This window comes from Rhodococcus sp. 06-156-4 (assembly GCF_002259345.1).
GTDB lineage: Bacteria > Actinomycetota > Actinomycetes > Mycobacteriales > Mycobacteriaceae > Rhodococcoides > Rhodococcoides fascians_E.
This window is the reverse complement of sequence record NZ_NPGB01000031.1, coordinates 73,415-93,255: the sequence shown is the minus strand read 5'-3', so window position 1 is coordinate 93,255 and position 19,841 is coordinate 73,415. Positions and strand designations below refer to the sequence as shown.

General features: G+C 65.2%; 20 protein-coding genes. 7 read left to right on the top strand and 13 right to left on the bottom strand.

The features are described from left to right. The first annotated feature begins 83 nt into the window (after nt 1-83). A complete protein-coding gene (locus tag CH290_RS22970; protein ID WP_033189462.1) occupies nt 84-1,313 on the top strand; it encodes an esterase/lipase family protein in 1,230 nt (409 codons plus the stop codon). Nucleotides 1,314-1,393: 80 nt separating this feature from the next. On the opposite strand, the gene CH290_RS22965 is transcribed toward CH290_RS22970, so the two are convergent. The 3 genes from CH290_RS22965 to CH290_RS22955 all read right to left on the bottom strand — a co-directional run bounded on the left by CH290_RS22965 (nt 1,394) and on the right by CH290_RS22955 (nt 4,032). Then, nucleotides 1,394-2,479, bottom strand: coding sequence for a GGDEF domain-containing protein (locus CH290_RS22965; protein ID WP_033189463.1), 1,086 nt, complete (start codon nt 2,477-2,479; stop codon nt 1,394-1,396). A gap of 157 nt (nt 2,480-2,636) precedes the next feature. Beyond that, entirely contained in the window at nt 2,637-3,608 is a 972-nt protein-coding gene (locus CH290_RS22960) for a DUF1648 domain-containing protein (RefSeq protein ID WP_371828586.1), read from the bottom strand. Nucleotides 3,609-3,630: 22 nt separating this feature from the next. Continuing rightward, on the bottom strand, nt 3,631-4,032 hold the full coding sequence (locus tag CH290_RS22955; protein WP_033189465.1) for an SdpI family protein: 402 nt from the start codon (nt 4,030-4,032) through the stop codon (nt 3,631-3,633). Between the two features lie 103 nt (nt 4,033-4,135). Between CH290_RS22955 and leuS the strand changes: the two genes are divergently transcribed. Both leuS and CH290_RS22945 read left to right on the top strand, forming a co-directional pair. Further along, nucleotides 4,136-6,946, top strand: coding sequence for a leucine--tRNA ligase (gene leuS / locus CH290_RS22950; RefSeq protein ID WP_371828587.1), 2,811 nt, complete (start codon nt 4,136-4,138; stop codon nt 6,944-6,946). A gap of 87 nt (nt 6,947-7,033) precedes the next feature. Next, nucleotides 7,034-8,296, top strand: a complete 1,263-nt coding sequence (locus CH290_RS22945) for a lipase family protein (RefSeq protein WP_033189467.1) — start codon at nt 7,034-7,036, stop codon at nt 8,294-8,296. Here the strand turns inward: CH290_RS22945 and CH290_RS22940 are convergent. Next, nucleotides 8,293-9,084: an SDR family NAD(P)-dependent oxidoreductase gene (locus CH290_RS22940; protein WP_170947520.1), complete on the bottom strand. Its 792-nt coding sequence runs from the start codon at nt 9,082-9,084 to the stop codon at nt 8,293-8,295. The two genes, CH290_RS22945 and CH290_RS22940, sit on opposite strands and share 4 nt — an antisense overlap. A gap of 57 nt (nt 9,085-9,141) precedes the next feature. Between CH290_RS22940 and CH290_RS22935 the strand changes: the two genes are divergently transcribed. Then, nucleotides 9,142-10,956 carry a BTAD domain-containing putative transcriptional regulator gene (locus CH290_RS22935; RefSeq protein WP_033189469.1) on the top strand — a complete coding sequence of 605 codons (1,815 nt, stop codon included), beginning with the start codon at nt 9,142-9,144 and terminating at the stop codon, nt 10,954-10,956. Between the two features lie 15 nt (nt 10,957-10,971). On the opposite strand, the gene CH290_RS22930 is transcribed toward CH290_RS22935, so the two are convergent. The 3 genes from CH290_RS22930 to CH290_RS22920 form a co-directional block, all read right to left on the bottom strand. Next, a complete protein-coding gene (locus CH290_RS22930; RefSeq protein WP_019665093.1) occupies nt 10,972-11,655 on the bottom strand; it encodes a thioesterase domain-containing protein in 684 nt (227 codons plus the stop codon). 238 nt (nt 11,656-11,893) lie between these two features. Next, nucleotides 11,894-12,220, bottom strand: a complete 327-nt coding sequence (locus tag CH290_RS22925) for a branched-chain amino acid transporter permease (RefSeq protein WP_033189470.1) — start codon at nt 12,218-12,220, stop codon at nt 11,894-11,896. Then, complete coding sequence (locus tag CH290_RS22920; protein ID WP_033189471.1) at nt 12,213-12,887, bottom strand: AzlC family ABC transporter permease; 675 nt, start codon at nt 12,885-12,887, stop codon at nt 12,213-12,215. Before CH290_RS22920 ends, CH290_RS22925 begins: the two co-directional genes overlap by 8 nt. Before the next feature lie 80 nt (nt 12,888-12,967). On the opposite strand from CH290_RS22920, the gene CH290_RS22915 reads away from it, so the two are divergent. Together CH290_RS22915 and CH290_RS22910 are read left to right on the top strand one after the other, a co-directional pair. Further along, complete coding sequence (locus CH290_RS22915) at nt 12,968-13,411, top strand: Lrp/AsnC family transcriptional regulator (RefSeq protein WP_033189472.1); 444 nt, start codon at nt 12,968-12,970, stop codon at nt 13,409-13,411. 25 nt (nt 13,412-13,436) lie between these two features. Continuing rightward, complete coding sequence (locus tag CH290_RS22910) at nt 13,437-14,078, top strand: SGNH/GDSL hydrolase family protein (RefSeq protein WP_019665097.1); 642 nt, start codon at nt 13,437-13,439, stop codon at nt 14,076-14,078. On the opposite strand, the gene CH290_RS22905 is transcribed toward CH290_RS22910, so the two are convergent. Continuing rightward, entirely contained in the window at nt 14,009-15,313 is a 1,305-nt protein-coding gene (locus CH290_RS22905) for an MFS transporter (RefSeq protein ID WP_033189473.1), read from the bottom strand. The two genes, CH290_RS22910 and CH290_RS22905, sit on opposite strands and share 70 nt — an antisense overlap. A gap of 31 nt (nt 15,314-15,344) precedes the next feature. On the opposite strand from CH290_RS22905, the gene CH290_RS22900 reads away from it, so the two are divergent. Then, nucleotides 15,345-16,217 (top strand): LysR family transcriptional regulator, encoded by an 873-nt coding sequence (locus CH290_RS22900; RefSeq protein ID WP_019665099.1) that lies wholly within the window; start codon nt 15,345-15,347, stop codon nt 16,215-16,217. Here the strand turns inward: CH290_RS22900 and CH290_RS22895 are convergent. The 5 genes from CH290_RS22895 to CH290_RS22875 form a co-directional block, all read right to left on the bottom strand. Beyond that, nucleotides 16,205-17,443, bottom strand: coding sequence for a glutaminase (locus CH290_RS22895; protein WP_033189474.1), 1,239 nt, complete (start codon nt 17,441-17,443; stop codon nt 16,205-16,207). The genes CH290_RS22900 and CH290_RS22895 overlap by 13 nt on opposite strands. A 35-nt stretch (nt 17,444-17,478) precedes the next feature. Then, nucleotides 17,479-17,901, bottom strand: coding sequence for a pyridoxamine 5'-phosphate oxidase family protein (locus tag CH290_RS22890; RefSeq protein ID WP_019665101.1), 423 nt, complete (start codon nt 17,899-17,901; stop codon nt 17,479-17,481). Between the two features lie 18 nt (nt 17,902-17,919). Then, a complete protein-coding gene (locus tag CH290_RS22885) occupies nt 17,920-18,411 on the bottom strand; it encodes a GNAT family N-acetyltransferase (protein WP_033189475.1) in 492 nt (163 codons plus the stop codon). A 42-nt stretch (nt 18,412-18,453) separates the two neighbouring features. Continuing rightward, a complete protein-coding gene (locus CH290_RS22880) occupies nt 18,454-19,131 on the bottom strand; it encodes an SDR family oxidoreductase (protein WP_033189476.1) in 678 nt (225 codons plus the stop codon). A 94-nt stretch (nt 19,132-19,225) separates the two neighbouring features. Beyond that, entirely contained in the window at nt 19,226-19,750 is a 525-nt protein-coding gene (locus CH290_RS22875; protein ID WP_033189477.1) for a DinB family protein, read from the bottom strand. Nucleotides 19,751-19,841: the final 91 nt, after the last annotated feature.

The window sequence follows — 19,841 nt, the reverse complement described above, 5'->3', positions numbered from 1 at the left end:
TGCTGTGGTTCAGCGAACAGCATCGCGCTGTAACCGAGTCACGACCTTCTCGTCAGCGATGCCGAAGAAGAAGAGGGACGCGCATGGTTCAACAGCTTCGGTCGACGTCGATCGACCATTCACGAGTACGGGGCAGAGCACGACGGACGGCGACCCTCGCGGCGTTGTCCGCGGCGGTCGTGTTCGCCGGGATGTCGGTTGCGTCCGCGCAACCCGCCGAGCCGAGCGAGCCCACCGGGCCCTCCGCGTCGGCGCTGCCCGCGACGATCAGCGACGACGGCACGGAGGTGATTCCTCCCGAGGGGTCGGAGGCGGAGCGGCCGAAGGCGGAAGAGCAGGGCATCGAGAAACCCGATGTCGCCGACGCTGCGCCGGCGCGGGTGACCGACGATCCGGAGACCGAGACCATCGGGTACGGGCCCGAGCAGAAGAACTTCCTCGCCGGGTTCCTCTACAGCATCGTCAAGCCGGATGTCGCGCCGCCGGGCGCCAACGACTGGAGCTGCAAGCCGACCGAAGAACACCCCAATCCTGTTGTGCTGCTGCATGGTACGTGGGAGAACGCATACAACAACTTCGCTCGAATCTCCCCGGCACTGAAGGCGGAGGGATACTGCGTCTTCGCGCCGAACACCGGTGACAAGGATTCGAGTGCACTCGGCCACGTCAAGGCGCTGCGAGGCACGGGCCCGATCACCGAGAGCGCCAAGGAAATCGCCTTCTACATCGATGCGGTCCTCGAACGGACCGGGGCGGCGCAGGTCGACATCGTCGGGCATTCCCAGGGCAGCCTGGCGTCGCGTCAGTACATGCGGTTCGAGGGCGGCGCCGATCCGTCGGATCCGAGCAAGAACAAGGTCGGCAGAATCGTCAGCCTCGGTGGGTCCAATCACGGGACGACCCTCGTCGGAATCGGAACCCTGGGGCGGACCATCAACAATCTCGGCTTGAACGTGCTCGGGCTCGTGGGTGCTGTCGCCGGGCCCGCGGCGTCGGACCAGGTCGTCGACTCCGACCTCATCAAGGCATTGACGGCGGGCGGTGACACCGAGCGCGGTGTCGACTACACGGCCATCGCCACTCGGTTCGACGAGGTGGTGACTCCGTTCCGGACGACGTTCCTCGAAGCCGGACCCGATGCAACGGTGAACAACGTTCTGTTGCAGGACGGCTGCGGCGTCGACTTGTCCGATCATCTGTCGATGTCGGTGTCCCCGCGGACCATCGGGTACATCAAGAACGCACTCGACCCGGACGGCTTCCCGGTCGGTGACGTCCCGTGCGTGTGGAACGCTCCGGTCACGGGAGGCTAGGCCGGCCGGCAATCAGAACCGAGCCCGGGCTTCCACGGTGAAGTCCGGGCTCTCTGCTGGGGTCGTCCGGGTTCGGGGTGTCAGAGTTGAATCGAGGCGGTGCGGTTGCCGCCGTCGTACTTGGCTCGATACATCATCGAGTCGGCGGCCCGGGTGGCCTTGGTGATGGTGGCGGCATTGTCGTTCCACAGGTCCGACGGGCTCGACACCACGGCGGCTCCGACGCTCACCGTGATGGGGATCCGATCGTCGCCGCGGTAAAGGCTGTGGCCGATTCGGTGCACCATGTCGTGGGCATGTTCGATCGTGCCGGTGAACACGACGAGGAATTCCTCGCCCCCGGTGCGGGCGACGACGCCGTCGTCCTCGAAGAGTTCTCGTAGACGGTGGGCGACGGTGACGATGACGTCGTCGCCTGCATCGTGGCCGAAGTAGTCGTTGACGGCCTTGAATCGGTCGATGTCCACGACGACGACCACCAGGCAGTGACCTCGTGCGTGGCTGCGCGACATCAGGGTCAGGGCCGCGTCTTCGACGCCGCGACGGTTGAGCAGTTCGGTCAGTGGGTCGAGCAGCGAGCGTCGGGCATCTCGGCCGATCGCGGTCCACGCGATGTGGGCGAGCAGGGGTATCGCGGAGTTGATGGCGATGGCGACGAGTCCGCCGGCCAGGGCTGTCGGTACGTCCTCGGACCCCGTGAACATTGCTCTGACGGCCGTGATGGAGACGAACACGACGCACCAGGCGAGGTGGGCGAGCAGCCAGCGTTGGCTGAGGAAGTAGGTGCACAATGCGCCGGTGACGACGAACAAGCCGGATCCGATGAGTGCACCGAACGGCTCGTACAGCACGAGCACGGACGTCAGGCCGACGTCACCGAAGATGGCGAAGGCGATGAAGTCTCGGCGTGTGGGCAGCGGGCCGAAGAACCAGCGCAGTGCGACGGCGACCTGAAGAAGCAGAACGAGGCCGACCCAGGCTTGGGCGAAGAGTCCCTGTGGTCCGCGTGAGCTGAACAGCATGAGGATCGACGCGGCCGCGTACAGCAGTGTGGCCGCGCCGAACATGTTCTGAAGCGATCGGTGCAGGCCCCGCGTGGAGCGGTGGTGAATGATCCACTCGTAATCGAACGGCTGCTGATACCACTCCTGCAGCGTGGTCCACACGGTATCGGTCGACGGCTTCCTGTGGTTGCCGGTGCGGACCGATCCGGGCTTGTCGTCCGCTGATGATCGTGTGTCGTCCGTGCCGGCCTCCAGCCCTTACCCCTTTACGATCACAGCCTAGATGTAAAAAGCGGCGATCGGTTTGTTTCAGCGCAATTCAACGCTCGGACGCCAGCGAGTTGACGGTACCCGCGATTGCGTCCGCGCCGTCGACCGTGACGGTCAGTTTCTGTCCGTTCGCGAAGGTGAGGAACACGGCGGGACCTTTACGGGTGGCCACCGCGTAGTTGCCGCGGCCTTTGACGCGGAGGCCCCATCCGCCGAAGTCCGAGAACGGGTCCACCTCGCGAACCGAGGCCCCGGTGACTTCGCCGATGGAGTATTCGAAGGCGGGCATGCCGAGGCTGCGGACGTGGATGCCGAGTTTGTCGACGATCAGCTCGTACCGCATGAGCGACGAGGTGAACGCCGCGATCGGTGCGAAGACGGCGACCGGCCACCAGGACTCGGACAGCCAGCAGGTCAGTGCGGCTGCCGCGGCCAGGATGGTGAACACGATCGCGATGGATGTGCGGCTCGCGCCGATGGGTTCGACGATGGGGAGTTCGGCCCTCGCGCGCGGCAACGTCGCCGGCGGCGGTGAAGTGGCGTCGACACGGTCTCGGTAGTCACGCAGCTGGGTCGCGCCGAGGAGTCCGACGGCGAATCCGACGAGCGTTCCCACTCCGATCGCCCAGCCGGGGATCTCGACGTTGGTGACGGTCGTGACATCGAGTTGCCTGGCGAGTATCGCCAGTTGCAGGACGGTGATGAGGCCGACGACGGTGAGGCCGATCATCAGCATCGTCCGGCGCAGGATGAGCAGGGCGTGGGACAGCGCTGCAACGGCGCTGCATCCACCGCCGACGAGCACGATGACGATCGCGAGAGTCCAGGCGCTCGTCGACGGACTCATGAATCCGTCCGGTTCGGTGCCCGACCAGTGGGTGGCGATCTGATCCGGAAGCCGGGTGCGCCAGACCTGCACGGCCACGAGTCCGAGTGCGGCCGCAGCGATCGGCACGACGACGCCGAAGATCACTCCAGCCGGGTCGATCGTCCGCTGCTTCACTGCTGTCGGTCTGGTCACTCCGCAGGCTCCGCTCCTGAGCTCAGCTCGGGGCGCACGCGTCCTTGAGGCTGCACGAGATGCAGGAGTGACCGCACCCACCCGTCTCCGGGGCAGGCTTGGCGGCGGCCGCACGCGCACCGATGGATCCGCCGACACCGGCGGTGACGAATGCGGCGACCAGGCATGCGACGACGGCGATGATCGAGAATGCGCCGCCGAGCATCAGTGCCGCTGCACCGCCGATGAGCAGCAGTAGCGCCGACGCTGCCGTGGTGGGGCCTGCGACTTTGTTGGCCATGACGAAGGTCTCGTCGTCGCGCATGGACTCCGCCGTTCGGACTCCCGCCCACCGGTTGCGGGGGAGCTTGCCTGTCAGCGAGGCCGTGGCAACGGAGCCGACGACGAGCGCGAGGACGAACATGAGTATGGACACGACGATCACGCTGGTAAGGATACGTCTTCTGCGCGCGCCCGTAGTACGCGCATCTGAGCTGGGCGGATTCCCGCTCACAAGGGCAGCAGGTGGCTACGACTAAACTGCGTGGGTGACTGTTCCAGTGGACGCAACGCCCCAGCACCGCTACACCGCGGATGTGGCCGCGCGCATCGAGAAGCAATGGCAAGACCTGTGGGAAGAGCAGGGCACGTTCGACGCTCCCAACCCGGTCGGTGCGCTTGCCGGTGACGTCCCGAAGGACAAGCTATTCGTTCAGGACATGTTCCCGTACCCGTCGGGAAGCGGCCTCCACGTCGGTCACCCGCTCGGGTACATCGCGACGGACGTGTTCGCGCGTTTCCATCGGATGCACGGACGCAACGTTCTGCACGCGCTCGGATACGACGCCTTCGGTCTGCCTGCGGAGCAGTACGCCGTCCAGACGGGTACGCATCCGCGGACGACGACGGAGGCGAACATCGCGAACATGCGTCGCCAGCTGGGACGTCTCGGCCTCGGTCATGACCGGCGTCGATCCCTGGCGACGACGGATGTCGACTTCTATCACTGGACGCAGTGGATCTTCCTGCAGATCTTCAACTCCTGGTACGACGAGGAGCAGCAGAAGGCGCGCCCCATCTCGGAGCTGGAATCGTCGTTCGCCGACGGTTCGCGTGCGCTCGAGGACGGCCGGGAGTGGTCGGCTCTGTCGGCGGCGGAGAAGGCTGAGGTGCTGGATTCGTTCCGCCTCGTGTACGAGTCCAATTCGCTGGTCAACTGGTGCCCCGGCTTGGGTACGGTGCTGGCGAACGAGGAGGTCACGGCCGACGGTCGCAGCGACCGTGGCAACTTCCCGGTGTTCCGAAAGAACCTGAAGCAGTGGATGATGCGTATCACTGCGTACTCGGATCGCTTGATCGACGACCTCGAGTACCTCGATTGGCCGGACAAGGTCAAGACGATGCAGCGCAACTGGATCGGTCGATCGCGCGGCGCCGAGGTGTCATTCGGTGACATCACGGTGTTCACGACGCGGCCGGACACGCTGTTCGGTGCCAGTTACGTGGTGCTCGCGCCCGAACACGACTTGGTCGACGGTCTGGTGGCTGCCTCCTGGCCCGACGGTGTGTCGGAGATCTGGACCGGCGGCGCCGCGACTCCCGCGGAAGCCGTTACAACGTACCGCTCTTCGATCGCCGCGAAGTCCGACCTGGAGCGTCAGGAGAACAAGGAGAAGACCGGTGTCTTCACCGGCTCCTACGCCGTCAATCCCGTCAACGGTGAACAGGTCCCGGTGTTCATCGCGGACTACGTCCTCACCGGCTACGGCACGGGCGCGATCATGGCGGTGCCGTCCCACGACCAACGCGACTGGGAATTCGCCACGAAGTTCGGGCTGCCCATCCGCGAGGTCATCTCGGGCGGAGATGTCACCGAGGCCGCATACACCGGCGACGGCCCGTTGGTGAACTCCGGCTTCCTGGACGGGCTTTCGGTCGACGACGCCAAGGCCGCCATCGTGAAGAAGCTGGAAGCCGACGGCACGGGCATCGGCAAGATCCAGTACAAGCTGCGGGACTGGCTGTTCGCCCGTCAGCGGTACTGGGGCGAACCCTTCCCCATCGTCTACGACGCCGACGGCAATGCCCACGCACTCCCGGACAGTGTGCTCCCCGTTCAGCTTCCCGAGGTCGAAGACTACGCACCGGTCTCCTTCGACCCGGACGACGCAAGCTCCGAGCCCTCCCCGCCCCTGGCGAAGGCGTCGGATTGGGTGGAGGTGGAGCTGGATCTCGGCGACGGGCTGCAGACGTACCGCCGCGACACCAATGTGATGCCGCAGTGGGCGGGTAGCTCGTGGTACCAGCTGCGGTACATCGATCCGACCAACTCGGAGACGTTCGCGGACCCGGAGAACGAGAAGTACTGGACGGGGCCGCGTCCGGAGATCCACGGCCCGAACGATCCGGGCGGCGTCGATCTGTACGTCGGCGGCGTCGAGCATGCGGTGCTGCACCTGCTGTACTCGCGGTTCTGGCACAAGGTGCTGTTCGATCTGGGGCATGTCAGCTCGAGCGAGCCGTACCGTCGCCTCTACAACCAGGGCTACATCCAGGCCTATGCGTTCACCGATGCGCGTGGCGTCTACGTTCCGGCCGAGGAGGTGGAAGAACGCGACGGCGGGTACTTCTACCAGGGCGAACCTGTCAACCGCGAGTACGGGAAGATGGGCAAGAGCCTGAAGAACTCGGTCTCGCCCGACGACATCTTCACCGAGTACGGTGCCGACACCCTGCGTGTGTACGAGATGTCGATGGGTCCGCTGGACACCTCGCGTCCGTGGGCGACCAAGGACGTCGTCGGCGCGCAGCGTTTCCTGCAGCGTGTGTGGCGGCTGGTGCTCGACGAGGAGACCGGCGCTGTGCGCGTCACCGACGACAAGCCCACCGAGGACACGTTGCGCGTCCTCAATCGGGTGATCGACGGTGTGGAGGCGGATTACACTGCGCTGCGCGACAATACGGCCGGTGCCAAGCTCATCGAGCTCACCAACCACCTCACGAAGGCGTATCCGGACGGTGCACCGCGCGGTGTCGTGGAGCCGCTGGTCCTGATGCTCGCACCGATGGCTCCGCATCTGTCCGAGGAGCTGTGGAAGCTGCTCGGCCACGATCGTTCTCTCGCCCACGGGCCGTTCCCGCGGGTCGAGAAGAAGTGGCTCGTCGCGGATACCGTCGACTACCCGATCCAGGTCAACGGCAAGGTCCGTAGCCGTGTCTCCGTACCTGCCGATTCAGCTCCGGCCGACGTCGAGAAAATCGCGTTGGAGGACGAGAAGATCGCAGCCCTGCTGGACGGAAAGGCGCCGACGAAGGTCATCGTCATTCCGGGACGCATGGTCAATATCGTTCTGAAGTAATCCCCTGCGTGAGTGGACCCATCCTTTGAGGATGAGACTTGCGATCAGTGGTGCCACAGGGGGCATGGGTGCGCTTTAATCTGTCTCATGTCACGAGTTGGTAAAGGCTTCTTGGTCGGCGTGGTCGCTGCCGTGGTCGTCGGGTCGAGTGCGTTCGTTGCCCAGGCGGATCCGGGTCCCGGGTCGCCAATTCCGGCGAACGATCCGTTCTACAGCTACGACGGGTCTCTCGACGTTGCGCCGGGCACGGTGCTGCGGAGTCGGCCGATGGTGTTCGCAACGCCGACCCTGACCACGCCGATCACCGGGGATCAGGTGCTGTTCCGCACCACCGATCAACAGGGTCGCGGTGCAGTCACCGCGGCGGCCGTTCTGCGACCGCTGATTCCCGGCCCGACCAAGATCGTCTCGTACCACATGGCGTACGACGCTCTCGGATCGCAGTGCGACCCGTCCTACACCCTCAGCGGTGGTGCGACGAGTCCTATTGCCGAGGCGGAGCAGGCAGTGATCGCGGGTTACCTCGCTGCGGGATACACCGTCGTCGCGCCGGATTACGAAGGTGAAGAACTGGAGTGGACGATCGGACGACAGTCCGGATACGCGGCGCTGGACGGTATTCGCGCGGCCGAGCAGTTCCTGCAGGTGCCGACGTCGACTCCCGTCGGGATGATCGGATACTCGGGAGGCTCGGTTCCGACGCAGTGGGGTGCCGAGGTTGCACCGAGTTACGCGCCGGAGCTCAACCTTGTCGGCGTCGCGGCGGGTGGTCTCCCGGTCGACCTCGCGCACAATCTTCCGTACGTCAGCGGAAGCGCGCAATGGGCGGGTGTGATTCCGGCACTCATCGTCGCGTACCAGCGGGCGTACGGACTGAACACCAGCGAATTCGTCTCGGACTACGGGCTGCAGGTGATGGACCAGGTGGATCAGGAGTGCATCGCGCAGTTCGCCGACGACTACCCCACCCTCACCGATGCAGACATGGTGAAGGCGCCGTACACGTCACTTCTGGATGTGCCGGAGGTAGTCGAGGCGATCAACGACAACATCATGGGCACCGCAGGTACACCGCGTGTTCCGATGTTCTTGGCCGTTGGCCACGCGGATCCGATCGGTGACACCATCATGATCACTGCCGACGTTCAGGCGCTTGCACACCAGTACTGCAGCCAGGGCGTCGACGTCCAGTACTCGCAGTACGACGGGTTGACCCACGGCGAGGCTTTTCCGCCGTTCGAGGCCCAGGGCCTGCTGTTCATGACCGAGCGTTTCTCGGGGGCTCCGACGCACAGCAATTGCGCCACGATTCCCCCGGGCAACAGCCTCGCGCCGACGCCGGTGCCCTAGAGCAGCGTGGGTAGGACTCCCCCGTCGACTCTGACCGCTGCGCCGTTGGTGGCCGAGGCGACCGGGCTGGCCAGGAACGTCACCATGTTCGCGATTTCGGCCGGTTCGATGAAACGTTGCAGCAGGGACGTCGTGTTGGAGATCGCGATGGCAGATTTCAGGTCGTCGACGGGGATGGACCGCGCCGCGGCGAGAGCGTCGACGGTCCGTGCGACTCCGTCGGAGTAGGTGGGTCCACCGAGGACCGAATTGACCGTCACAGCAGTGCCTTTCGTGAGCTTGGCCAACCCGTTCCCCAGGGACAGCATCGCGGTCTTGCTCGTGCCGTAGTGGATCATGTCGGCCGGCACGTCGACTCCGGATTCACTGCTGACGAACAGGATTCGTCCCCATCCACGCCCCAGCATGCCGGGCATGAGGCGTCGGGCCAGACGCACTCCGCTCATGACGTTGACGTCGAAGTATCGCTGCCAGTCGTCGTCGGAGATGTCGGTGAAGGGTGTGAGTTCGAACAGACCGACGTTGTTCACGAGGATGTCGACGTCCCCGAGTCGGTCGAGAAGGAGTTCGACGTCGGTGGCCACGGCGAAGTCGGCGACGATTCCGCGGACGGTGGCGTCGGGGGCGTGGTGTTGCAGTGATTCGACGGCACGATCGAGCCGCGCAGTGTCGCGGCCGTTGATCGTCACGTCGACGCCTTCGGCGAGCAGCGCCCGCGCGACGGCGTATCCGATTCCTTCGGTGGAACCGCTGACGAATGCCGATTTTCCGGTGAGGTTCATGTACATGCGTCGATCGTCGTGCACGTCGATCAGCGGCCGATCAGCGCGAACTAGAATCGCAGCGTGAGCGAGCTTCGGATCCGCGTTCTCGGCCCGGTGGAGGTGGAGATCGACGGTATGCCGGTGCGCATCTCGAAGCCGCGTCTACGCGAGATGCTCTGCCTGCTGGTGATCGCTCGCGGTAAGACGGTGCGCACGTCGAGTCTCGTCGACGATCTGTGGGAGGACGCACCTGCGGGTGCACTCGGCATCGTGCAGACCTTCGTGGGTGAGCTTCGGAAGATCCTGGAGCCTGGCAGGCCGGCGCGCACTCCCCCGACGACGTTGGTGACCAGGGGTGCCGGATACGCACTCGTTCTGGCCGCCGACGCGGTGGATCTGTGGCGCGCGGAGCAGTTGGTTCGGGACGACGAGCCCGAGCATGCACTCGAGCAGTGGAGCGGACATGCGTTCGAGGAGTTCGCGGATCGTGCGTGGGCAACGGGAGAACGCGCGCGAATCGCAGAGCTCAGGGCCGGTGCCGTGGAGCGACGTGCGGAGGCGCGGATCGCCGAGGGCAAGGGGGACAGCATCATTGCGTCACTCGACCGCCACGTCGACGAGCACCCGTGGCGTGAGGAGGGGTGGCGTCTGTTGGCTGTTGCGTTGTACGGGGCGGGTCGGCAGGGTGACGCGCTCGAGGTTCTGCGGCGTGCTCGCGAGACGTTCGTTCGTGGGCTGGGCCTCGATCCGAGTGATCGCCTGGCAAGTCTGGAACAGCGTATTCTGACGCGGGATTCTGGGCTGCTCTCTCACGGTAGCTCTGTCCTGATGCAGACTGCGGCGGCGCAGGCTCGCGGCGGTGCGCGATCGCAGATCGAAAGTGCTACAGCGCTTCTGCCGCTTCTTGCCCAGTCCGGATCGGTCGACGCGGCCACCGAGCAGCGCGTGGCGACGATCCGCGCTGCCGAGCAGTTCGGTGATCCGGAGCTGACGGCACGCGTCGTCGTGGGTTACGACGTTCCGGGAGTCTGGACGCGGTCCGACGATCCGGCGAAATCAGCGGCCATCGTCGAGGCCGCCGACCGGACTCTGGCGATCCTCCCGCCGACGGCGTCGACCCGGGTACGGGCCCGTCTGCTGGCGACGATCGCGATGGAATCTCGTGGCGTGGACAGCCGGATGGACGAGGCACGAGAGGCCGAGCGGCTGGCGCGGACCCTCGCCGACCCGGCGCTACTCTGCCTCGCGCTGAGCGCACGCTATCTGCAGACGTGTCGGAGGACCGGCCTGGCCCGCGATCGTGAACGCATCGGTGCCGACATCATCGACATCGCCGTGGCATCCGAGTTGCCCACCTTCGACATCGCCGGTCGACTGATCCGCATGCAAGCGTTGTGCGCGCTCGACGACATCGACGAAGCCTCGGCGGAGGCAGACCTCGTGGACGGAATCGCCGCCAGATTCGATCGCCCCCTCGCGTCGGTGTTCACCGCGTGGTTCCGCTACACCTTCACCGGCGGACCACCTCCACCGGACGGTGACGAAATGCCTGGATTCCGAACCGGATTGACCGCCATGTCCGCGCTGACCACGGCTCTGCGGAACGACACTGCACTACCCAGGGGAGACTTCGGCCCCTATGCGCCGTGGGCCCAACCGCTCCTCGCGACCGACGCGGAGGCGTCGGGCATGCTCGAGACGGTCCCCGATCCGCCGCACGATCTGATGGCCGAAATCTGTTGGTACCTGGTCGGTACAGCTGCCCTCCGCGTCGGGCATCACGGCGCTGCTCGACGCGCACACACGGCCCTGCTCCCTGCAGTCGACGAGCGCGCGGCGGGGTCCGGAGCACTCGATCTCGGCCCGATCGGCCCGTTGATTACGGCGTTGGAGTGACTCCGCGGTTCGCGGTCAGAAGAAGCGGTCGGCCAATTCGCCGACGAGGGAGAGATCGCGTGCGTCGGGAATCAGGTACTTGGTGACCGTTCCGCTGATGAACGGGTGCCAGGCGCCGCCGCCGAACTCGTCGGCAACTACCACTGCTTGCCCGACGAACACGCCGGGGAAATGCCGAGCCGCCAGTGTGCCGTTGTGTGCGGCGATGGCCAGGAGTTCCTCGGCGCGGCTGCGGTCGATGACGTCGCCCATTCGTGCCAGGAGTTCGCGGCCCGTGTCGGCGGCCTGCGGACGTGGTTCGGCCGACACCAGAACGAGCTGCCCGACGCTCACGCCCCGGCGCTGGAGCTCGACGGCTATCGCGTGGGCGAGAACGCCGCCGAAGGAGACACCGAGAAGATGCACGGTGCCCGACGCCTGGACCGCCACGATCTCGTCGGCGTAGAGCGCGGCGAGCGATGCCAGAGACTCGGCCTTGGTGCTGATCGCCTGAACCCCATACACGGGCCGATCTTCGCCGACATGCTCCACGAGCTCGGCGTAGCAGCTGGTCAGCCCCTCGATCGGGTGGATGCAGAAGACTGGAGCCTGGGTGCCGGTGGTGCGAATGGGCAGAACCGCAGGCGTTGCGTAGTTGGTGACCGCAGTGTCGGCGTAATCGGTGAAGGCCAACTTCGAGTAATCGTTCACTACGGTCATGCGGTGCCTCCAGGGTCGAGTCTGTCGGAATGTCTTCAGTGGGTCTCTTGTGCCGCCTGAGGAGTATGTCGCGCATTCAACCAACACTGTTACCCGCGTCACAGACTCGTTATATTACGATTCGGTCGAGCCCCCGAATGACACTGGTGGGATTCGTGATTCATCCAGTCCATCTCGAGTTCGCACTTGTGCAGACGACACGCCGGTGAGGACCTGCACAAGTGCGAATTCGACGGGTTCAGAACACCCAGTTCTGCAGGATGACGCAGGTGACGGTGCCGCCGAGGATGCTGAGGGCGATGTTGCGGCGCCAGAGGTGCAGGCCGATGGTGACGGTGACGCCGGCGAGGGGTGGGATGCCGTGGGCGGCGCCGGTGAGGTCGATGGAGGACAGGGCGTAGACGGCGAGGATGGCGACGGCGCCGAGGGGCATCCACTTACCGAGTGAGTCGAGGAGGGCGGATTCTCGCAGGGACGATCGGACGAGGAACGGAATTGCTCTCAGCGAGAATGTGATTCCGACGGCGACGGCCAGGGCTGCGGCGATGTACCAGTAGTCAACCACGCCGGTGCCTGACCATCAGGGCTGCGGTGAACACGCACATTGCCACGACCAGCATGGATCCAGGCGCGAGCACCCACCCGATCATCCCGGCGCCGACGGCCAACATCAGCGTCACCCGGTCGGGATTTTCGCGGTAGACGTCGAGGAACAGCACGACGAACAGTGCGGTGAGAACAAAGTCGAGTCCTTCGAGTCCGGCGAGCAGGGAGCTGCCCACACCGGCGCCGACGAGGGATCCGACCATCCACGACGAGTGCAGGCCGAACTGGGTCCACAGGATCTGTCGGCCTCGTAGTCGGGCGGATGCGAGGGCGAAGGCTTCGTCGCAGAGCGCGAAGATGCTGTACAGCTTGGCCATTCGGCCGTCGACGCGTTGCAGGGGAAAGGTGAGACCGTAGAACAGGTGCCGTGAGTTGACCAGCAGTGTGGTGATGGCGATCGCGGCGAGGGGCGCGGATGCGGCCAGGAGCCCGACCAGAATGAATTCGACGGAGCCGGCGAAGAGGACGCCGGAGATGATGGGCGCGAGCCACCACGGGAGATCGTGTGCGGTGACGATCACCCCGAAACCGATTCCCAGAACGAACAATCCGAGCCATACGACGCCTGCTGATCGGGTGGCGTCGCGGAACGGGGAGCGTAGCTGGGTGGGGGCGAGCGTGGTCATGCGGCAATGATAGGAAATACGTCGCGCGATTTTGTTGCCGCTTCTTGTGTAAAGCCCGAGATGCGCGCAATATCAGAGATGTGGATGCCATCGATGAGCACATTTTGTTGCTGCTGCAGGAGAACGGCCGGTTGACCAATCAGGAGTTGGCTGCGCAGGTGGGGCTCACGCCTGCGCCGTGCCTGAGGCGCGTCCGCAAGTTGGAGGAGGACGGCGTCATCACCGGTTACTCCGCCATAGTCGATCGAACACGCATGGGGCGGGGGTTCGAAGTCATCATTCATGCCGACCTCGTCGCGAAGGACTTCCGGACGGTGGCCGCATTCGAGGAACGCATGGCCGGGATGTCGGAGGTCGCGGAGTTGCGCAGGATGTTCGGCATCCCCGACTATTTCATTCGTGTTCGTGTGGCGGACCTTGTAGCGTTCGAAAAATGGCTCACGACACAACTTATGGGTGATCCGGCCATCGCGCGGGTGGACTCGCGCATCACCATGAAAATTCTCAAGACCGATGCTCCGTGAGTCTCGCTGACTTACCATCGTTCTCGTGAGAAAGCTGATTGCGTTGTGTGCGATCGTCGTTGCCGCACTGCTCGTCGGGAACGTTCCCGCGCACGCGCAACCACGTCCGTTGAGGGTGGCGATCGTCGGCGATTCCTTCAGCGCGGGTATCGGCGCGAGCAGCGGCTACGGCGGCTACGCCACTCTGCTCGGGGCCAGGGGTTGCTGGGATCTGAATCTGGTGGCGCGGTCCGGCAGCGGGTACGCGGCAAGCACCGACCCGTTCGTCAGTGTCCCGCGGGTAGCGGCCGTCGCGACGTCGCTTCCGGACGTGATCATCGTGCAGGGCAGCGGAAACGACCGCGGCGACGGCAGGTTGTTCGCGGCGGCGACCGGCCTGTATCTCACTTATCGCGTGGTGGCGCCGCAAGCGCGGATCATCGTCGTCGGGCCGACCGGTGCCCCCAATGCCAAACACGGCAACATCGACGAGATCCGACGCCACCTTCGCGATGCGGCCGGGGTGGCAGGCGTGACGTTCCTGGATCCGAAGGCGGAGCGATGGTTGAACCCGGCCACCGATTACGCGCCCGACGGAATTCACCCGAACGACGGCGGTCACGCTCGATTGGCGGACCGACTGTTCTCCGCGCTGTCCGGCCTCGGCGTCGGCGGTAGTTGCGGCTGATCGGTACGGCCGAGCTGTAGATCGCGCAGCCACACCAGCAGCGACAGACCGGCGAACACCACTCCGGTGATGCAGACTCCGGTCCAGCCGTAGTGCTTCCAGGCGAGCGTGCCGACGGCGGACCCCACCGACGCTCCGACGAAGTACGTCGTCATGTAGATCGAGTTGATGCGCGCCCGTGCTTCGGGTTCCAAGGCGTAGACGACGTTCTGATTGCTGACGTGCACGCCTTGCAGTGCCAAATCGACCAGGACGAAGGCAAGCACGAACACGAGCCAGACGTGGCTTCCGATCATGAACAGCGGCCACACGGCGATCAGCAGTACGACGCCGATTCCGGTTCCCCACTGAACCAGTCCGCGGTCGGCCAGACGGCCGGCGACCGACGCCATCAGCGCACCGGCCACGCCGGCGAGCCCGATCAGCCCGATCTGAGCTGCGGAGAAGCCGAATTCGGTGGTGAGCAGCAACGTCATCGTGGCGAACACTGCGCTGACCGACGCGAAGGACAAGGCACCGAGGGCGGATCGAACACGCAACCGGGGGTACCGACGGACGAGCACGCCCATCGACGCCAGCGCGGGCAGGTAGGACACGCCTGCTGTCCCCGAGTGTCGCGGCAGTACCCGCCACAAGCCCGCTGCCGCGATCAACATCAGGACCGAGGCCAGCCGGTACACCCCCTGCCATCCGGTCACGTCGGACAGTAGGCCGGAGATGCTGCGGGCCAGCAGAATTCCCGTCAGCAAACCGCCCATGACGATTCCGACGACTCGGCCCGACTCCGACGGGTCGGCCATCGAGGCTGCGAACGGAACGATGACCTGCGCGGCAACGGAGAACAATCCGGCCATGGCGGTCCCGACGAGCAACCACGAGAGTCCGGGCGAGAAGCCGGCGAGAGCCTGCCCGACGGCAGCCAGCGCCATCAGTCCGACGCTGAGCTTCCGTCGATCGACCACATCGCCGAGCGGAACGAGGAACAGCAGACCGAGTGCGTAGGAGATCTGCGCGACGGTGACCGACACTGCGGCCGCGGACTGCGAGACTCCGAAGTGTTCGGCGATGAGGTCGAGCAGTGGCTGGTTGAGGTAGTTGCCGCCGGCGCTCAGTCCCGTTGCCACCGCCATGAGGGCGACGACGGGAGTCCCCATCCCGGTTTTGTTCGACGTTGTCGTGTTCACGGGTACAGCCTTCTCCTGATCGATCATGCTGTCCAATAGATCGATCAGCACCATCGATCGCGCTAAGCGATAGATTGAGTGGGTGGAACTCCGTCATATCCAATACGCCGTCGCGGTGGCCGAGGAACAGCACTTCAGCCGAGCTGCCGCCCGCCTGCACGTCGCGCAATCCGCTCTGAGCAGTCAGATCCGCGACCTCGAGCGAGAGCTCGGCGTCGAGCTGTTCACTCGCACCAGCCGTAGCGTCACCGTCACCAAGGCGGGCCAGATCTTCCTCGAACGCGCCTACGGCGTGCTGGGTGCGGTGGCGCGCCTCGTCTCGGACGTCTCGCCGTCGAACACCGAAGTTCGACGCCTCCGCGTCGGAATGATCGTTCCTTTGACCCGGGTGGATGTGGTCGCGGCCGTCGCCGCGTTGGGGACCTCGCATCCCAACACGACGGTGTCTCTGCTGCCGAGGGGCAGCGCGGATACCGTCGCAGGTGTCGCCGACGGTTCCCTCGACCTGGGGATCATCGGCCTCGCGCCGGGCCGGACGCACGTCGGTCTGACGTCGACTGCGCTGTGGACGGAGAAGCTGTCGTTGTTCGTCTCCCCCCGTCACGAGTGGGCAGGCAGGGTGACGGTGCGCCTGGCTGAACTGGGCGGAGTCCCGATGATCGACCGGCCCGCGGGGAGCGAAGCCCGCATGCAGACCGATCACGCGTTCACGCAGTCGTCCGTCGAGCGGGGTCCGGTCATCGAAGCGGACTCGGCGGAACTCGTCACCGGGCTGGCGGAGGCGCAGCTGGGTGTCACACTGCTGCCGTCGTCACTGGCCGAGTTGTTTCCTCGGCTTCATCGGATCGACGTGGTCGACGCACCGACGCGCACCGTCTCGGTGATCACCCACCCCGAGCACATCACCTCGGTGACAACAGCGTTCACCGAGATCCTGCTGAATCAGGCGTCCTGAGTCCGGATCCGGGGGTAAGTGCCGTCGCCCAGGTTCGGGTCCGGCAGAACACCGTCGGGATCGATGAGCGCGACGTCTCGGCCGTCGAGCACGATGCGTCGCATACCTTCGAGAGTCATTCGTCGGCCGACGTCGGAGAACCGGTTCACCCGGGAGACGTCGAAAACGATTGTGCCCGAGGATGTGTCGCGGGACAAGGCGTCGAGCAGCATCTCCGCGCCACCGAACTGTACGACGCCCTGCAGCTCGACCGTCGATTCGCCGTCCTCGTCGCGGATGCTCCGCAGGACCGACGAACCGTAGGGCTCGACGTCCATCAGATGCATGCCCATGTCGTCGGACAGCCGCTCGAAGACCTGCACGCCGCGGACGCTGTTGCCGTGCGAGTCGAGTCTCGGTGACAGGACGCCGATTCCCACCTGGCCCGGCAGCGAACCCAGAAGACCGCCCGCCACACCACTTTTCGCGGGAATACCCACCGACGTCAACCAGTGGCCGGCTGCGTCGTACATGCCCGCTCCTGCCATGACCGACAGGGTCTGCCGGGCGACCGCCCTGCTGACGACCTGTTCGCCGGACGTCGGGTGAACCCCGCCGGACGCCAGCGTGGCTCCCATCAGCGAGAGGTCGCGGACCGTGACGTTGATGGAGCACTGCGTCGTGTAGCCCTCGACGACGGCATGGGCCTCGTCGGGGAGAATGCCGTAGTTGCGCAGCATGTGCGCGATGGCGAGGTTTCTGTCCGCAGTGTCCAGCTCGGACCGGCAGACGGACTCGTCGACGGACAGCTGCCGTCCGGCGAGGGTCGAGAAGAAACTCAGTGCGCGAGAGGTTCTTTCCTCGACCGACGAACCCAGCAGAGAATGTGTGGCGATGGCGCCTGCGTTGATCATCGGATTCTTCGGCCGGCGAGTGTCACCTTCGAGGGACAGCTCGTTGAACGCCTCGCCCGACGGCTCCACCCCGACCGTGTCGAGCACGGCGTCGAAGCCCCGGTCGGTCAGCGCGGCCGCGTACGCGAACGGCTTGGAAATCGACTGGATCGAGAACTCGGTCTCGTCGTCGCCGACGGAATGAGTCCGTCCGTCGACCGTCGTCACCGCAATCCCGAACACGTCGGGGTTCGCATGCGCGAGATCGGGAATGTAGTCCGCGACCTCGCCGTCCGTATTGCTCGACAGGCTGTCCAGTACTTCCCGCAGGTAATCGGGAACAGGTGACTTCACGGTACGAAATTTAGCACCGGGTCACCGGGCGAGGCTCAGATAGCGCCCATGTCTGCGGACAACCAGTGTCGAGGCTCTAGGTAGAACGCGACGTGTTCACCCAGGGTCTTCTCGAACTCGAGGTATCCCTCGACCTTGTCGGGCGCGAGGTAGCGGCTGGCCATCTCTCGTGACTTCTCCTCGCTGCCCGGCTCTTCGCGGAGCAGAGGCCCGTCGATCGAAACGTAGCGGATGGACGGCTCCGTGCGCTCGACCATCAAGCTGAATCGCCCTGCAGCACGGATCAACTCGGCCTTCCTGGAAGTCTTCCCGGTGAGCACCCAGGCTTCGCCGCCGGGGGTGTACTGGTACCAGATGGGTACGGTCAGTGGACCTCGATCGTTGCCGGCGAAGACCGACAGGGCCGCGATGTGCGGCTCGGACAGAAACTCTTCTCGTTCCGATTTCGACAGTGGCATGCGCTCAGTTTAGGTCCGTCACTCCAGCTCGTCGAAGGGTTTCGCATACCGAAAGCTCCCGTTCACCGGGCCTGCACCGAGCTGGAGGGCCTGGAAGAAGTGGCCCCACGCGGGGTCGGGCGATTCGACGCCGACATCGAAGGCCGCGCGAAACCCGAACCGGCTGTAGTAACCGGGGTCGCCCAGCAGAGCCAGCACCGGGATGTCGAGTGCCTCCGACGCGCCGATCAGCGCGTACATCAACGCTTTCCCGACGCCGGTGCCCTGGAACTCCGGGAGCACGGCGAGCGGTCCGATCCCGACCCCGAAGTCGACGCCGCGGCTACCGATGACGTACCCCGCGATTGTCCCGTCCACGACCGCGACCAGCGACAACTCGGGGACGTACCCGTCGGCGAACAGCTTCTCGGTCAACCCGACTTCGACAGGTTCGGCGTCGTCCTGGCGGAATGCTGCCCGCACGACGCCGAGCACGGCCGGGCGGTCGGCTGGACGTTCGCGTCGAATCATCACCGCCCGAGTATGGCTGCCGTTCATCGGTGTTCCGATTGCTCAGCGGGGAATCGGCTTGAGCACGATGTCGGTCGGATCAGCGTCGGCCGGTGTGTCGACTGCATTGCGGACTGCCTGTGCGACGGTGGATGCCCGCAGGAAGTGCGACGGCTCGTAGTGATCCCCTTCGTGTTCGACGATCGCCCTCTGCATGTCCGTGTCGATGCGTCCGGGGTGAATCGACGTGACCCGAAGCGTCGGCTCCTCCGCGCGCAACGCGTCGCCGAAGGCCCTCAACGCGAACTTCGACGCGGCGTACGCGCCCCACCCTGGATTGACACGCAGACCCGCCCCGGAATTGATGAGTACCACGTGGCCGCCTGCCCGTCGCAAAGCCGGCAGAAGAGCCTTCGTCAGGGACACGACCGCGAGAACGTTCGACTCGTACTGGGCGCGCCAATCCGCAATCGAGGACTCGGCAACCGTCCCCAGCGCGGCAACGCCTGCATTGTGCACCAGCACGTCGAGAGACTCGATACCCTCCGCCGCCCTGGCCACAGCGTCGTGATCGAGAAGATCCACCGGCCACGGCGTCGAACCCGGCAGTTCCGACGCAATCGACGCCAGCGAGTCCGCCGACCGTCCGCCCAGTCGAACCTCGTGATCCGACGCCAATACCCGGGCAATCTCCGCCCCGAGTCCCCGGCTCGCACCCGTCACCAGCGCAGTGGAAGTCATGCTTCCACCTTAGATCCGTGCACTGTGCCGGACCGAACGTGACGTTCGGTCACTTGGAGTGACCGAACGGTTCATTCGGTCCGACGGATCGGGCTCAGTCGAATGTCATGCCCGCTTCGGCGGCCATGGACATGGTGGTGCTGCCGCCGTCGAGGGATTCGCGGATGATGTCGGCGTGGCCGGCGTGCTGGGCGATTTCGCGCAGGATGTGCAGCAGGGTGAACCGTGCCGATTGCCATGCGCGTTCGGGAGCCCAGGGTGCCGTCGGGAGTGGGATTTGGGCGTCGAGGTCCATGGTGGCGAGTGCTGTTTCGGTGTCGGCGGCGACGCGGGCGAGGTCGTCGATCAGTCCGGCAACGGTCTCGTCGGGACCCATGACGTATTCGGTGCCCATACGGGACATGTCGAATTCTGCGTTCTCGTCCATGTCGGCGATGGTTTTCATCCAGCCGCGCTCGTTGCTGACGACGTGGTGGAGCAGGCCGCCGAGGGTCAGTTCGCTGACGGTGGTTCGGGTGCGGGCCTGGTCGTCGGTGATGCCGGTGACGGTGTACAGGAAGTTCTTGCGCTGATCGGCGAGCATTCGCGCAATGTCGGCTTTTTCACCGGTGAGAGTCATGGTGTTCCCTTTCGTTGCTGGTGAGAACGACAGTAGAGACGATTGCGGACAGTTACGGTCCTGAAAAAAACTCGAGTCTCGATGGGCGGAA